This is a genomic window from Campylobacter sp. RM19072 (assembly GCF_024723485.1).
GTDB lineage: Bacteria > Campylobacterota > Campylobacteria > Campylobacterales > Campylobacteraceae > Campylobacter > Campylobacter porcelli.
Window position 1 is genome coordinate 199,325 of record NZ_JANQCU010000001.1, and the last position, 14,433, is coordinate 213,757.

The 14,433-nt window shown below is 33.2% G+C and carries 15 protein-coding genes; 7 read left to right on the forward strand and 8 right to left on the reverse strand.

All coding sequences use genetic code 11. The features are described 5' to 3' along the window. Positions 1 to 4 precede the first annotated feature (4 nt). The 3 genes from CSUIS19072_RS01030 to pseA all read right to left on the reverse strand — a co-directional run bounded on the left by CSUIS19072_RS01030 (position 5) and on the right by pseA (position 3,571). Positions 5 to 1,066, reverse strand: coding sequence for a tyrosine-type recombinase/integrase (locus CSUIS19072_RS01030; RefSeq protein WP_086236717.1), 1,062 nt, complete (start codon positions 1,064 to 1,066; stop codon positions 5 to 7). A gap of 17 nt (positions 1,067 to 1,083) precedes the next feature. Beyond that, positions 1,084 to 2,310 carry an argininosuccinate synthase gene (locus CSUIS19072_RS01035; RefSeq protein WP_086236718.1) on the reverse strand — a complete coding sequence of 409 codons (1,227 nt, stop codon included), beginning with the start codon at positions 2,308 to 2,310 and terminating at the stop codon, positions 1,084 to 1,086. A 124-nt stretch (positions 2,311 to 2,434) separates the two neighbouring features. Continuing rightward, a complete protein-coding gene (pseA, locus tag CSUIS19072_RS01040; protein ID WP_086242111.1) occupies positions 2,435 to 3,571 on the reverse strand; it encodes a pseudaminic acid biosynthesis protein PseA in 1,137 nt (378 codons plus the stop codon). 256 nt (positions 3,572 to 3,827) lie between these two features. On the opposite strand from pseA, the gene CSUIS19072_RS01045 reads away from it, so the two are divergent. The 3 genes from CSUIS19072_RS01045 to cysK are packed head-to-tail and all read left to right on the forward strand — an operon-like array spanning position 3,828 to position 6,427. Then, positions 3,828 to 5,099 carry an O-acetylhomoserine aminocarboxypropyltransferase/cysteine synthase family protein gene (locus CSUIS19072_RS01045; protein WP_086236720.1) on the forward strand — a complete coding sequence of 424 codons (1,272 nt, stop codon included), beginning with the start codon at positions 3,828 to 3,830 and terminating at the stop codon, positions 5,097 to 5,099. Continuing rightward, positions 5,096 to 5,509 (forward strand): RrF2 family transcriptional regulator, encoded by a 414-nt coding sequence (locus CSUIS19072_RS01050; protein ID WP_086236721.1) that lies wholly within the window; start codon positions 5,096 to 5,098, stop codon positions 5,507 to 5,509. The genes CSUIS19072_RS01045 and CSUIS19072_RS01050 overlap by 4 nt, the downstream gene beginning before the upstream one ends. A 9-nt stretch (positions 5,510 to 5,518) precedes the next feature. Next, the gene (gene cysK, locus CSUIS19072_RS01055; protein WP_086242112.1) at positions 5,519 to 6,427 is read left to right on the forward strand and encodes a cysteine synthase A; all 909 of its coding nucleotides are present in this window, start codon (positions 5,519 to 5,521) and stop codon (positions 6,425 to 6,427) included. 39 nt (positions 6,428 to 6,466) lie between these two features. Here the strand turns inward: cysK and CSUIS19072_RS01060 are convergent, their stop codons facing one another. The 5 genes from CSUIS19072_RS01060 to CSUIS19072_RS01080 form a co-directional block, all read right to left on the reverse strand. Further along, complete coding sequence (locus CSUIS19072_RS01060) at positions 6,467 to 6,874, reverse strand: hypothetical protein (protein ID WP_086236723.1); 408 nt, start codon at positions 6,872 to 6,874, stop codon at positions 6,467 to 6,469. Between the two features lie 48 nt (positions 6,875 to 6,922). Beyond that, positions 6,923 to 7,405 carry an ankyrin repeat domain-containing protein gene (locus tag CSUIS19072_RS01065; protein WP_086242113.1) on the reverse strand — a complete coding sequence of 161 codons (483 nt, stop codon included), beginning with the start codon at positions 7,403 to 7,405 and terminating at the stop codon, positions 6,923 to 6,925. 79 nt (positions 7,406 to 7,484) lie between these two features. Then, positions 7,485 to 8,918 carry a catalase gene (locus CSUIS19072_RS01070; protein ID WP_086242114.1) on the reverse strand — a complete coding sequence of 478 codons (1,434 nt, stop codon included), beginning with the start codon at positions 8,916 to 8,918 and terminating at the stop codon, positions 7,485 to 7,487. Positions 8,919 to 9,043: 125 nt separating this feature from the next. Further along, a complete protein-coding gene (gene lon / locus CSUIS19072_RS01075) occupies positions 9,044 to 11,413 on the reverse strand; it encodes an endopeptidase La (protein ID WP_086292637.1) in 2,370 nt (789 codons plus the stop codon). 8 nt (positions 11,414 to 11,421) lie between these two features. Next, a complete protein-coding gene (locus tag CSUIS19072_RS01080) occupies positions 11,422 to 12,069 on the reverse strand; it encodes an outer membrane protein assembly factor BamD (RefSeq protein ID WP_086292636.1) in 648 nt (215 codons plus the stop codon). Between the two features lie 161 nt (positions 12,070 to 12,230). Here CSUIS19072_RS01080 and fliW point away from each other — a divergent pair, with 161 nt between their 5' ends. From fliW to CSUIS19072_RS01100, 4 genes are read left to right on the forward strand one after another with little or no spacing between them, the layout of a single operon-like run. Beyond that, the gene (fliW, locus tag CSUIS19072_RS01085) at positions 12,231 to 12,620 is read left to right on the forward strand and encodes a flagellar assembly protein FliW (protein WP_086242117.1); all 390 of its coding nucleotides are present in this window, start codon (positions 12,231 to 12,233) and stop codon (positions 12,618 to 12,620) included. Positions 12,621 to 12,641: 21 nt separating this feature from the next. Beyond that, on the forward strand, positions 12,642 to 13,202 hold the full coding sequence (locus tag CSUIS19072_RS01090; RefSeq protein ID WP_086236729.1) for a hypothetical protein: 561 nt from the start codon (positions 12,642 to 12,644) through the stop codon (positions 13,200 to 13,202). Then, positions 13,199 to 13,981, forward strand: a complete 783-nt coding sequence (locus tag CSUIS19072_RS01095; protein WP_086236730.1) for a PilW family protein — start codon at positions 13,199 to 13,201, stop codon at positions 13,979 to 13,981. Before CSUIS19072_RS01090 ends, CSUIS19072_RS01095 begins: the two co-directional genes overlap by 4 nt. After that, positions 13,978 to 14,415 (forward strand): hypothetical protein, encoded by a 438-nt coding sequence (locus tag CSUIS19072_RS01100; RefSeq protein WP_086236731.1) that lies wholly within the window; start codon positions 13,978 to 13,980, stop codon positions 14,413 to 14,415. The genes CSUIS19072_RS01095 and CSUIS19072_RS01100 overlap by 4 nt, the downstream gene beginning before the upstream one ends. Positions 14,416 to 14,433: the final 18 nt, after the last annotated feature.

A 14,433-nucleotide genomic window follows, 5' to 3' on the forward strand; every position in this document is an offset into this window, starting at 1 on the left:
ATCACTAATCATTTAGCTCTTCAGCTACCTTTGCGGCTAGCTTTAGTTTATCGCTATCAAAATGTGTATAAATTCTAGAAGTATCAAGACTAGCATGACCTAAAGCTTCTTGGACTAAGACTAGGTCTTTTTGCTTTTTATATAGCATTGTAGCAAATGTATGTCTAAGCATATGAGCACCATTTTTGCCTTTTCTAATACCAGCTTGAAATAAAATTTGCTCTACAATCCGACTTACATAAGCTTGAGTTAGCTTCCCGCCATTGCGATTGACAAATATATAGCCATCTTGATTTATATAATTAATAGCTATAGCATCTAAATGCGTATCAATCAAATGCTTTTTTACCATCACAACTCTATATTTATTGCCTTTGCCTCGTATCCTAATAATATATAAATCCCCTTCTTGGCTAATATCTTTTCGTTTTAAATTTATTGCTTCACTAACTCTAATTCCAGTAAAAACAATAATCTTTATAATAAGTCTATTTCTATGCGTATTACTCTTAAATTCAGCCGTATCGATAGCGGCTATAAATTTTTTTACCTCGTCTTCGCCCATAAATTCAGGTAGTTTAGCCCCTTGCTTTCCGCTGATACCACCCCAATTTTTAAGCTCGATATCAAAGATATGAGATTTGCCATTCTCTTCATTTTGCTTACTTAGATAACTAAAAAAATTGATAGCTGCTATCCTATAATTTTTCTTACTTGCATCGCTTAGTGAGCCAGTAGCACTAGCTAATACTTCGCTTAATAGCTCTTCATTTATCTGAGAGAGACTCTCAAGATCATAATAATTTAGAGTCTCATATATCTTTTTAAGGGGGTTAAAATATGTGTTTATCCCAGTCAAACCAGCATTTCTAGCAACCTTAGCTAAGCCATCTAGCTCTTCAATATCCTTCACACCTTTAGTTAAAGCAAAATTTACACTAGCTAGGGCTTTTGGATCTTTTAGCTCTTTGTTTGATAGGGAATTTAACTTATATTTTACATATCTACTAAGCCAAAATAGCATAGAGCTTCGAAAATTATCTTTATAATCTAACTTATACTTCATGGCTTAGTAAAACTTTATTAATCAATTTTTCTACCATTTTTACCAGCGATGATAAAGCGAAGAGCATTTAATTTGATAAAGCCATTTGCGTCTTTTTGGTCATATACGCTATCTTCTTCAAATGTGCAATAAGCCTCGTTAAATAGATTATCACTTCTGCTATCTCTACCAATTATTATCACATTGCCTTTATATAATTCCACTCTTACTATACCATTTACATGTTTTTGACTCTCATCGATTGCGGCTTGTAGCATCTTTCTTTCTGGAGAGAACCAATATCCATTATAGATTAATTTTGCATATCTTGGCATTAATTCATCTTTTAAATGAGCTGCTTCTCTATCTAGAGTTATACTCTCAATGGCTCTATGTGCTTTTAGCATTATTGTGCCTCCTGGAGTCTCATAGCATCCACGACTCTTCATACCTACATAGCGATTTTCAACTATATCAAGTCTGCCAACTCCATGCTTTGCCCCAAGTCTATTTAGCTCTTCAAGCATCTTACTAGCTTTTAACTCCTTGCCATTTAATGCTACTGGGTCGCCATTTTTATATGTGATTTCTATGATTTCGCTTTCATTTGGAGCATCTTTTGGGCTTGTTGTCCAACGCCACATATCATCTTCTGGAGCGTTATTTGGATCTTCTAAAATCAATCCTTCATATGAGATATGAAGTAAATTTGCATCCATTGAGTATGGGGATTTGCCTTTTTTCTTGCTTATATCTATTCCGTGCTTTGAAGCATATGCTAAAAGCTTTTCACGACTATCTAAATCCCACTCTCTCCAAGGTGCTATAACTTTGATATTTGGATTTAGAGCGTAAGCCCCTATCTCAAATCTTACTTGATCATTCCCCTTGCCTGTAGCGCCATGACTAATGCAATCAGCCCCAGTCTTTGCCGCTATCTCAACAAGTCTTTTTGCTATTAAAGGTCTAGCAATAGATGTGCCTAGTAGATACTCGCCTTCGTATATAGCATTGGCTCTAAACATAGGAAATACGAAATCTCTTACAAATTCCTCTTTTAAATCTTCGATAAAAATATTTTCAGGTTTTATACCAAGGCTAATAGCCTTTGCGCGAGCTGGTTCTACCTCTTCACCTTGACCAATATCAGCTGTGAATGTGACAACCTCGCACTTATACTCATCTTGTAGCCATTTTAAAATTATACTAGTATCAAGTCCGCCACTATAGGCCAAAACTACCTTTTTGACATCTTTTGCCTTCATTTTTACTCCCTTAAATAAAATGGAGTATTTTAGCCAAAATATGCTTAAGATTTGATATTTTGTATATTTGATTTATCTTAAATTTAAAATATTTGGAGCTAGAATTGCTCCAAATTTATATGGTTTATTTTAAGATTGTGCCATCTTTGCGAATTAGTGAGCCATCTATATCGCGTAAAAATTTGCCATTTTCATCACATTTAAAAATATCTTTATTGGTAAATGAATCTACAATTTCCCAAAATTCATCAGCACTAAATCCACTATATTCAAGATACTTTTTAATAGCTTTTTTAGGCGGCTTACCATCATATTTATTTACTAGCCTTACGCCCTGCTCTCTATCTATATATCCTAGTCTAATATCCATACAAGCATTATCAGTAGCCCTTCCAAAGCCGTATTTACAATATTTTATATAATCATGCAGATGGTTTGAGTAGCAATCTAAATTCTCAAAATTCTCATATGTAGTCTCAACAGGGCGATCAGAGCAGCTAAAGCCATTCTCTTTTGCAATTCTTAAATTCTCTTTATAATCCCACTTCACATAATAGCCTAAAAATAGCCCAGTTACATTTACTCTTTTTAGCTCCTCATCGCTTGGATATGTGTAAAAATACAAATCTTCTTTAGTAAGTCCATCTACACCTATCATATCCTCTATACTACAACCCAAAAGCCCACCAAATCTATGTAGCCAAGATTTATCTAAGATATTATTATCCTTTGATGAGGCTGGGCCACCATACTCTAATTGCGGACTTTCGCCCCAGATTATTAGAGGAATTCCAAAATTTACAGCAATTCGTGGCACGCATGAAAAGATCCCAAGATGGTTTTGCCACTCATTATCCCCAGTCCTTTTAAATGCTGCTTTGGCTAGTTTTTTATAGACATTTGGATCTCTTTTTATATGGATAATATCAATTCCAAGTCTATTTAAATTTTTTAGATTTTTGCGACCTACTTTAGTTGGGATAGTAGGCTCAAAGCATACACAAAGCGGATTTAACCCTAAATTTAGCATTGTTAATACCTGAAAGTGAGAGTCCTTACCTCCGCTTACACCAATTACACAATCATATATTGGATGTTTTTTATGCTTTTTGATAATCTCTAAAAACTCAGCCTTTCTACCATTCCAATCAATATCTAAATTCTTTCTCTCTTGAGATCTACACGCATCGCATACTCCCTCTTCATCAAAATACAAATTTGGCTTTGTATTTGGCATAACGCATCTTTTACAAAATTTCATCAATTCTCCTAAAATTTTAAAATTTTCGCCAAATTATACCCCAATTGAAAAAAAAAAAAATAAATTTGAAAAATTAATAACCAAATAAAATAATATATTTAAAATAAATATAAATCTACTATATAATTAAAATATCCGTTTTTACCAATAATAATTAGATAAATTTAATAAAATATAGATATATTATTGATTTACTTGACATTGTTAAAATTTTTTGATACAATTCGGTTATTAATTTTGATTAGAAGGAGATAAAATGCAAAAGGAAACTTTAGCAACCCATTATGGTTATGATACAAAGGTTGGCACAGGAGCTATGTCAGTGCCTATATATCAAAGCACGGCTTATGACTTTGGCACAGCTGAAACTGCTGCAAATAGATTTGCATTAAAAGAGCTAGGGCCTATCTATTCTCGTCTTACTAATCCAACACTTGATATATTTGAATCTCGTATAGCAGCACTTGAAAATGGCAAAGCAGCCATCAGCACCTCAAGTGGTCAAGCTGCGATATTCTTTGCGATTGCAAATTTAGCTGAAGCTGGTGATAATATAATAGTTGCTAAGAAAATTTATGGCGGTGCTACAACACTTCTAACTCATACTATAAAAAGATTTGGTATAAAGGCTAAAATATTTGATTCTGATAGTGCTGATGATTTAGAGGCATTGATAGATGATAATACTAAGGCTATATTTTTTGAAACTCTATCAAATCCACAAATTGCCATTGCAAATGTAGAAAAAATCGTTGAAATAGCAAATAAATATGGCATTGTAACAGTAGCCGATAACACTGTTGCTACTCCAATTTTATTTAATCCAATAAATAAAGGCGTAGATGTAGTAGTTCATAGTGCTAGTAAATATATAAGCGGTCAAGGTATTAGCGTAGCTGGTGCCATAGTAGCTGGTGAGCAACTAAATAAAAAATTAATAGGAAATAAAAGATATAATCACTTCAATGTAGCTGAAGATAGCTATCACGGATTAGTATATGCTGATTTAGTCGGAGCCTTTGATATATATACGCTAAGAATTCGCCTAAGCTTGTTAAGAGATATTGGTGCTACTCTTTCAGCGTTTAATGCTTGGCAGTTAATACAAGGCTTAGAAACTCTAAGCATAAGAGTTAAAGAGCACTCTAAAAATGCACTTAAAGTGGCTGAATTTTTAGAGTCTCATCCAAAGGTAAAATATGTAAATTATCCAGGATTAAAAAGCTCAAAGCTAAATGATTATGTCAAAGCAAATTTCACAGATGGTTTAGCTAGTGGGCTTTTAAGCTTTGAAGTGGCTGATTATGATACAGCTAAAAAAGTGCTTGATAGTGTTAAAATATTTAGCGTAGTAGTAAATATAGGCGATAGCAAATCTATAATAACCCATCCAGCTAGCACGACTCATCAGCAAATTCCAGTTGATGAGCTAGAAGCTACTGGTATTAGCCCAGGACTAATCCGCCTAAGCATAGGTCTAGAAAACGCTAATGATTTAATAAACGATCTAAAAGAAGCTTTAAAATGAGCCTACTTACCACCAAAGGCGTATATGGCTTAATGGCGATCTTAGAAATATCAAAAGGAGATAGGAGCAATCCCGTCTCCTTAAAAGAGATCTCCACAGCCATTGATGTCTCAAAAAACTATTTAGAACAACTCCTAAATAGCTTACGAAAAGATGGTATAGTAGGAAGTATAAAAGGTATTAAGGGTGGGTACTATCTTAGTAAAACTATAGATGAAATTACCCTTTATGATATATTTAACAGCTTAGAAAATGAATTTAATCTAATAAGCATAGAGCTAAATATTAGCCCATACGATATATTTTTCAAAGAGTATAATAATAAATTAAAAGAGCTATTTATGCAGCCTCTAAGCAGTATTAAAATAGACTCAAAACAAGCTGGTAAATATCTAAACTACATAATCTAAGGAATAAATATGAAAATTGCAAATAGTGTAAGTGAGTTAATCGGTAATACTCCTCTTATAAAAATAAATAAATTTGGAAATGAAGCAACTATCTTAGCTAAATGCGAATTTTTAAATCCTAGCCACTCTGTTAAAGATAGAATTGCGTTAAATATGATTGAGAATGCAATTGCTACTAATAAAATTGATAAAAGCACAACAATCATTGAGCCAACAAGTGGCAACACAGGCGTAGGACTAGCTATGATAGCAGCTGAGAGAGGGTTAAAAATCATTTTGACAATGCCAAGCTCAATGAGTATCGAGCGTCAAAAGCTACTTAAAGCATTTGGTGCTGAGCTTGTATTAACAGATCCAAAATATGGCATGCAAGGTGCAGTAGATGAAGCTTTAAGGCTATCAAAAGAGATTTCAAATAGCTTTATTCCAAGTCAATTTGACAATCCAGCTAACCCAGAGATGCATAAAAAGACAACAGCACTTGAAATTTGGAATGATACAGATGGTAGAGTCGATATATTAGTCGCTGGATTTGGTACTGGCGGGACGGTAAGCGGTGTTGGCGAGATACTAAAATCTAAAAATCCAAATATCAAAGTAATCGCCGTTGAACCAGCTAAATCACCACTTTTAAGCAAAGGCGAAGCTGGCCCTCATATGATCCAAGGTATAGGCGCAAACTTCATACCAAAAAATTTAAATAGAGATATTGTAGATGAGTTTATCACAGTATCAAATGAAGATGCCATCGCTACAGCTAAAGCACTAGCTCAAAAAGAGGGTCTATTAGTAGGTATATCAAGTGGTGCAAATATATACTCTGCTAGCCAAGTAGCCAAAGCAAATCCAGGCAAAACAATAGTAACAATCCTATGCGATACTGGCGAAAGATATTTATCAACCGTGCTTTATGATTAAAATTTGGAGTGGATTCACTCCAAATTTGTATTTATAAAATTATAAAAGCGTAAAAAGCTTTTTAAGCGTGTTATCTTTTAAATTTTGGGTTTTAAAACCATAATTATTTTCTTGTAGCTCTTTTTTATATCTACTTAGCGTATCTTCTATACTAGCTAAGGCTGCGGCCTTATCTTTTGGCGACATATTTTGCATATCAAGAGCCTTTAATAGCTCAGCTCTTTTACGCTCAATTTGCTCTTTGATTTTGTCATTATTCATCATTGTGATGGTTGCCATAATGCCATATTGCATTATATTATCTTTAAAATTTTGAGTTATATCTGATGAGTTGCTACCATCTGTAAGATTAGAACTCATCTGCTCTAAAATATCGCTAAAATCGCTATTTGATTGAGATTTAGATATATATTGAGTGTAGCTATTTAGATTGTTATTTACTTGCATATCTATCCTTTAAAATTTAGATATATCAAGCAAATTTAATTCCAAATTTTAAGCTTTTTCTCTTTTAAATTTAGCTATTAAATTAAGAAATTTTAAGCTAATTATCTTTAGAAATCCACGCTTTTTACTCTTGCTTAGTAGATATTTGGCTATCTCTTGCCTATTAAACATCACAGCAAAGCTATATGGAGTAAGCCCCATTCCATTATTTGCATCTATATCGGCACCATTTTCGACTAAAAGCTTTGTCATTTCAAGATTACCCTTAAAACACACACCAGCAAGAGGAGTTTGCCCTCTATCATTTCTCTCATCTACTCTAGCACCTTTTTGGATAAGCATTTTTGTAGTTTCTAATGATCCATTATATGCTGCTAGCATAAGCAAGCTATCGCCTTTATGATTTTTTAAATTTGGACTAAGTCCAGCATCTATCATCTTTTCAAGCTCATTTGTTTCATTATTTCTAGCGAAGTTAAAGGCATATCCACATAGCTCTTCATATCGCTTTTCTTCTTCTGGAGTTATCATCTTTCTATCCTTATTGCAAATTTAAATTGCACCTTTGTGATACTTAAATTTACAATATCTCCCCAAGATGGGGAGCTTTTTATTTAGCTAATGCTACTTTTACGCCATCAGCGTAAGATGGGTCAATTTGGTTAAAGTGATTAATAGCTCTTTGAATTATCTCATCTTTAACCCCCTCCATACTCGCTGCGATATTAGAATAAAGCCTATTTTTCTCATCAGCTGGAAGGATATTATATAGAGATCTTGCATCAGTATAGTAATCAGCATAATACTCTCTATGACTAAATCTTTGTGCCACATCACCAATAGCTAGATCTGGCTCAGCGAATTTATCGCTCTCTACTGGACCACCAAAACTATTTGGCTCATAGTAAGCGTGTGATTCTTGCTTATAGCTACCATTATTCATAGATCCGCCAACATAGTAGTTATTTACATCTACTATAGGTTTATTTACATTAAGTTGTTGATAATGCACACCTATTCTATATCTTTGAGCATCTGGATAGCTGAAAATTCTAGCTTGAAGCATTCTATCTGGGCTATAGCCAATACCTGGGACTATATTGCTTGGGCTAAATGCGGCTTGTTCTACTTCATTAAAGTAGTTTTCAGGATTTTTATTTAAAGTCATCACACCAACTGGTATTAGCGGGTACTCAGCATGAGGCCAAATTTTAGTTAGATCAAATGGGTTAAATTTGCAATTATTTGCTTGTTCTTCGGTCATAATTTGTATTTTAAAATCCCATTTTGGAAAATCGCCTTTATCTATACTATTATATAGATCTCTTTGGTGGCTCTCTCTATCATTAGCGACTATTTTTGCTGCTTCTTCGTTTGTTAAATTTTTTATACCTTGACGAGTTTTAAAGTGGAATTTAACCCAAAATCTCTCACCTTTATCATTTATAAGACTATAAGTATGAGAGCCAAATCCATGCATATGGCGATAACTAGCTGGAATTCCACGATCGCTCATAAGTATCATTACTTGATGCATTGTCTCAGGGTTTAAAGTCCAAAAATCCCAGGCGGCATTATTTGATCGTAAATGAGTTTTTGGATCTCTTTTTTGTGAGTGGATAAAGTCTGGGAATTTCATACCATCTTTTATAAAAAATGTTGGAGTGTTATTTCCTACTAGATCCCAGTTGCCCTCTTTTGTATAAAATTTGATAGCAAATCCACGCACATCTCTTTCAGCGTCAGCTGCACCAGCCTCTCCTGCAACTGTTGAAAAACGGATAAATAATTTTGTTTTTTCGCCTTTTTGTAAAACAGAAGCCTTTGTATATTTAGATATATCTTCTGTAATCTCTAATTCTCCATAAGCTCCACTACCCTTTGCATGGACTGTTCTTTCTGGGATTCTCTCTCTATTTTGAAATGCTAGTTTCTCAATTAATTGATAATCTTGAAGTAGCACCGGCCCTCTAGCACCAGCTGTGATACTAAATTGATTTGAGCTAATTGGATTTCCACTAGCTGTGTTTAATTGTTTTGCCATATTCTTTCCTTCTTAATAAATTTGGTTTGTTTTGAAATTATATATAAATTTAAATAATATTTTTTAAATAAGAAAAATTATTATTTAAATTTATACCCCAAAGCTGGGTATAAATTTAATTTTCACTACTTTACTAAAGCTATTTTTAGCACATCCAAGATAGTATCAACTGGCATAATATCCATATTTTCTACCACTTGCTGTGGGATATCTTTTAGATCTCTATCATAATTTTTACTAGGGATTATCGCTCTTTTAACCCCAGCCTTATAAGCTGCTATCAACTTCTCTTTTAACCCTCCAATTGGCAAGACCTTGCCACTTAGCGTGATCTCGCCAGTCATAGCAACATCGCTATAAATTGGCGTATCGCTCAAAATAGAAGCAATCACGGTAGTCATAGTGATTCCAGCACTTGGGCCATCTTTTGGCGTAGCACCTTCAGGGACATGAATATGTAAATCATAGCTATCATATATAGCTTTTTCTTTGCCATCATCATCGGTTTGGATTAAATTTTTAGGAATTTTAATCTCGCCTCTATCTATCAAGCTCTTAACCAAGCTAAAAGCGATTGTTGCTGACTCTTTCATCACATCACCTAATTGACCGGTGATTTGCATCACGCCTTTGCCTTTGATCTTTATGGCTTCTATCTTTAATACATCTCCACCAACAGCCGTCCAAGCTAAGCCATTTGCGATACCAATCTCATTTTTATTGCCTACAATCTCTATCTCAAATACCTTTTTATCTAGATAGTTTTCTAAATTTTTTGTAGTTATTGATACTTTTTGAGTTGTGTTATTTAGAATTTCTAAGGCTGATTTTCTTAATATATCAGCTATTCTATGTCGCAAATTTCTTACTCCGCTCTCTCTAGTGTAATCACTAATTAAAAGATTTAAAGCATCTTTTTTGATTGTTACTTCGCTACTTTTTAGTCCATGTTTTTTAAGCTCATTTGGCCACAAATATCGCTTTGCTATCTCAAATTTCTCTTGTGGAGTATAGCTATTTAGCCAGATAAATTCCATTCTATCACGAAGTGGTGCTGGTATGGCACTAGCGTCATTTGCGGTAGCTATAAATATCACCTTGCTTAAATCTATATGAAAATTTAGGTAGTAATCACGAAATTTGCTATTTTGCTCTGGGTCTAATATCTCTAGCAACACAGCAGTCGGATCGCCCTTATAAGATCTAGCAATCTTATCAATCTCATCTAAAACCACAACAGGATTCATACTCTTAGCTTCAATCAATCCTTGGACAATTCGCCCTGGCATAGCTCCTATATATGTTCGGCGATGACCTCTTAGCTCATTTACATCCTCTAATCCACCAAGTGCGATACGCACAAGCTCACGCTTTAAGGCATTAGAGATTGAATTTGCTAAGCTAGTTTTGCCAATCCCTGGAGGTCCTACAAAGCACAAAATAGCTCCATTATTATCCTCAAGCCCCCTACTATGCAAAAGCTCTTTAAGCCCAAAATACTCTACAATTCTTCTTTTTGGCTTTTCTAATCCAAAGTGATCGCTATCTAGCTCTTTTTGGACATCTTTGACTGTTAAATTCTTAGTGCTAAAATTGCCAAATGGAATATCAAGCACCCAATCTAAATAGCTAGTAGTCATGCTGGATTCTGCGCTATCTGCGTGGAGTTTGCTTAGTTTTGTTATATTTTTATCAATCTCTTTATAAGCATCTTCGCTCATAAATTTTTGTTTGCTTTTTAATCTATTTTTATATTGAGCTATTTGGGCTTCTTTGTCTAAATCTATACCTAGCTCACGCTGAATCTCTTTTAACTGCTCTTTTAAAAAATACTCTTTATTGGCTCTATCGATTTTAGAAGTAACTTTGGTTTTTATCTCTTTTTGGAGCTTGTTTGTCTCTATTTGAGTATTTACATACTCTATAATATCTAAAATCTTCTTTTCTAAATTCATCTCTATAAAGAATTTATATGCTATATCTTTTTTAAGATGTAAGGCACTACATACAAGATCACAAACCCTATTAGCCTCATTGCTATCATCAATAGTACGAAGTAGATCTGGTGGAAAAAAGTGATTTAATAGGCTTAAGTTTTTCACACTCTCTTTTAATACACCCAAACTAGCCTTAACTCTATTTATGTCATAATCATCTAAATTTACACTTTGTACTTTAGCAGTAAGTGGGTCTATATCTATAGGCATTACTATCTTGCCGATATTTAATCCCTGAAATAGAATTTTTACCCTACCATCTGGCATAGCTACCCGTCTCATCACATTGCCTACTACGCCAAATTCATATATACTATCAAAATCCCTCTCTCCATCCTTTGATGGCTTGGAGCAGACTACCATTACAGATGTAGAGTCTTTTATGGCTAGATCTAATGCTTTGATATTTTTCTCATCGCTTAAAAATATCGGCGTTATCATAAATGGGTATAAAAACAGCTCATCTTCAACTATAATAGGTAAATTTGCCAAACTCATACTCTCTCCTACTCAAATGGCCTCATATACCAAGGCAATTTCGCCTTAGTAGAGTTAATATCATTTAATGGTGAATTATCTATCTTATCTTGATATATCGCAGCTGAATCTGATCTATCAAGCTTATCATAAAGATTATAAATATCGGAATTTAAGTAATATTCAGCCAATCTAAATTTAACAAGCATAGTCTCTATAAGTGCTTTATACTGAGTATTTGGGTAATTATTTAAAAATTCATTAATTTGAGAAATGCTCTCTTGGATCAATTTTTGATTACGATTTGGCTTAGAAAATGAGTCGAAATTTGCTTTAATTTTAAGATATTGAATATACTCAATACTCTCTTTTGTGCCATATTTTTTGATATACTCATCTAGATAAAAATTTGCCATTTTATACTCTTCTTCATCTACATGAGCATTAGCTAAGATGATTAAGACTTGCTCTAAATATGGACTAGCCACATGCTCACTAGCAAATGATATATAGTGTTTATTAGCAGTTTCTAAATCAGCATCTTTTATATCATCTAAAATTTGTTTATACCACTGATCTGGAGTAAGATTATATAATTCATTATCCTTTTTAGCTCCGCAACCTGCTAATAGTGTCAAAGATATGACAAATATAGCAGATTTGAATTTCATATTCATTGTAATTTCCTTGATTTATTATTGAATTTAGTGATTATAACAATATTTTGGTAAATTTATGTATTATTAGCAAAAAATTATATATTTTACATTTTAAACTCTATGAATTTGGAATAAAAAATGCTACAATATCACAAACCAAAATTTTTAAGGAGAGTAAAGTGAAATATTCTGTAAAAAACCCCATTCCAGGCTTTGAAAGTATAAAAGAAGTTGAGATAACTAAGATTGATGATTTTTTTGTCAAAATGCAAGATGTTGATAGTAAAACATCATTTACTATGATTAATCCATATGCACTTCGTCCTGATTATGAATTTGACATTCCAACACCATATAAAAATCTACTTGAAATAGATGAAAATTCGCAATTAGAGCTTTATGCAATTGTAGCTATTAGTAGCCCAATTGAAGAATCTACTGTGAATTTCTTAGCACCTGTGCTTTGTAATACCACATCTGCTACATTAGCACAGATCGTTTTAGATAATCGCTACTATCCAAATTTTGGTCAATCAGAGAAAATTAGCAATTATGTCCAAAAACAATAATTTGCTTATAGTGGCTCTTATTTGAGCCACGAATTTATGCGTTATGCCTTCTCATCGATTGAGTTAGTTATCTCAATTATCATTGTATCGATTGGAGTTTATTCGATACCATCAATAATACAAATCTCACATAAAAGTGCTAGTGATATGATTTTATCCCAAGCAATTAGCCAAAGCTATACTAAAATGTTAAATATAATCTCACACCCATGGAGTGATAGCATAGATCCAGCCCTACCCCAGCCCATCTACCACAGCGATACTCTACCGCTAAATTCACTTACTAGCAGACAGATATCTCAAATTTCGCCAAATAATATAAATAATAATAAAAATAGCATAAATGGATTTGATGGCGATAGCGGAGTATTAAAAGCTAGCTCAAAAAGTTTGCTAAATTTAGACTATTTAATTAAGGTTAAATTTGTAGATAAGCCAAATGGTATCAGCTCAAGTGATGCTATGCAAATTAGCATATCAACAAAAGCAAATGATCAATTAATTATACTAAATTCATATAGCTACAATATTGGCGAACCACTAATCAAAAGCCTCATAATCCCAGCAAAAGAGCAGCCGTGAGAAGAGCATTTAGCCTAATAGAGATGATAATCTGTATTGTCGTCGGGGTAATTTTAATAGGGGTAATAATACAAATATATAATCTCTTATATAGCAATTACCTTCACACATCATCGCTTAACAAGCTAGAATCTAGCTCCATAAATACTATGCTAATTATAGAAAATTATCTAAATCAAAGCATTAAAGAATCAATATCTATAAAAAGCAATAATCAAATTCTCCCACTTCATACTAGCATAAATTCAGATGAGTTTATATGGTTTAATCAAAGTGTAGAGAGTCGTCAAAATAGTAGTAGCCAATTTAAGTGGAGCGGATTTGTAGATATTGATAATTTAGAGATTAAGCAAAATTTAATTACTATTAATTCACCTCTAAGTAGCCTTAACTCTAGTTTAAAAGATAGGGTTATAAATAATCTTAAATTTGATAATGATGATATAAGAGTGATATTTAAAGGTAGTGATAATATCTATCAAAACGCATATAAAATTCTAAGCTCAAATGGCGAAAATATCACAATCCAAAGAGAAAATCAACCAATTTTTGTAAGTGAAATTTACTATCTAAGCCACAATCTAATATCGCTAAAACTACAAGATAACACTCTAATCTTAAATGAATTTAGCCCAAAAAACCTAAATTCACCCATTAGAAGTAATATCTTAGCCACCAATGTAAGCTCATTTAATATCAAACAAAATGGAGGCAATATAATCTTTAGTCTATGTATGTTTGATAACGATGTAGAGCTTTGTAAAAGTAGCGGAATATGAGGGGTGGATTTAGCCTGATTTTGGCTATAGTTTTTATACTTGCCATCTCAAGCATCGCCTTAAATATTATAACCATAAACTCAACTACAATCTCTATGACAAACCAGCTATATCTACACTCCCAAGCAAAATTAATAGCTATCTCATCTACACAAAATGCCATTGCTAATATCCAGCGTAATGATTTTGATAAAAGCTGTCCGAGCCAATTTACGCTATATTATCCAAATAGTGGGGATTATATGCTAAAATCCGTAGTTACAATCAAATATATCGGCGGTAAAATGCCTAAATCTTGTAATGCTCAAATTTGGAAAGAGAGCAAAGATGGTAGCGGTATAAAAGCAGCCATAATCCACACTTTAGTAAATTCCAATCCAAATCTACTAATAACCCCAGTAAATATAAGTAAAATAACCACTCAAAAGCCCTAAATAAGATTATTTATGATA